This is a genomic window from Massilia sp. P2_C2, from assembly GCF_056404615.1.
In genome coordinates this window covers 1-548 of record NZ_JBFUDR010000682.1, presented here as the reverse complement: position 1 = coordinate 548, position 548 = coordinate 1, and the positions used below count along the sequence as shown (strand labels likewise).

General features: G+C 73.5%; 2 pseudogenes. Both read right to left on the bottom strand.

Annotation, left to right across the window (positions count from 1 at the left end):
* A pseudogene (locus tag AC1DYX_RS31845) lies at positions 1–270 on the bottom strand (hypothetical protein); the annotation flags it as partial.
* A 12-nt stretch (positions 271–282) separates the two neighbouring features.
* Positions 283–548: pseudogene (locus tag AC1DYX_RS31840) on the bottom strand (hypothetical protein); the annotation flags it as partial.

The following is a 548-nucleotide window of genomic DNA, read 5'->3' as shown; positions in this document are numbered from 1 at the left end:
GTTGAAGGAGACGTTGAACCGTTCCTCCAGTGCGGGGCGGGCTTTCGGCAGTTGCGTGGCCAGCGCGGCGGCCGGCGGCAGCAGCGCGTCGGCGACGGCCGCGTCGACCGTCGGCGCCGCGGCCGGGCGCTTGTTCGCGCCGCTCGCCAGCTCGCCCTTGATATTGTCGTAGGTCGTCGCGCTCGGCGTCTGGCAGCCGGCCAGCGCCAGCATGGCGACTGCCAGTGCGGCGCCCAGCGCGCGGGGCATCGGGGTACGCTTGTCGTTCATCCTCATCCTTGTTCAGCGGCGCGCATTGCGGGCCGCGGCGCGGTCACGCCCGTCGGTGGCGTCGGCGTACAGGCGCAGCACCTGGCGTTCGCCGCCGCGCACCAGCTCGACCTCGTTCTCGCCGATGCGCGCGACCTTCGCGCCGTGGAACGTCTCGCCCAGGCGCACGGTCTCGCCGTCGATGACGGCCACATGGCGCCCGCCCGCCGCGCGCGCGATCAGGATCGATTGCAGTTGCGGGCCGGCGGCGACATTGCCTCCGGCGGCCAGTGTCGGCG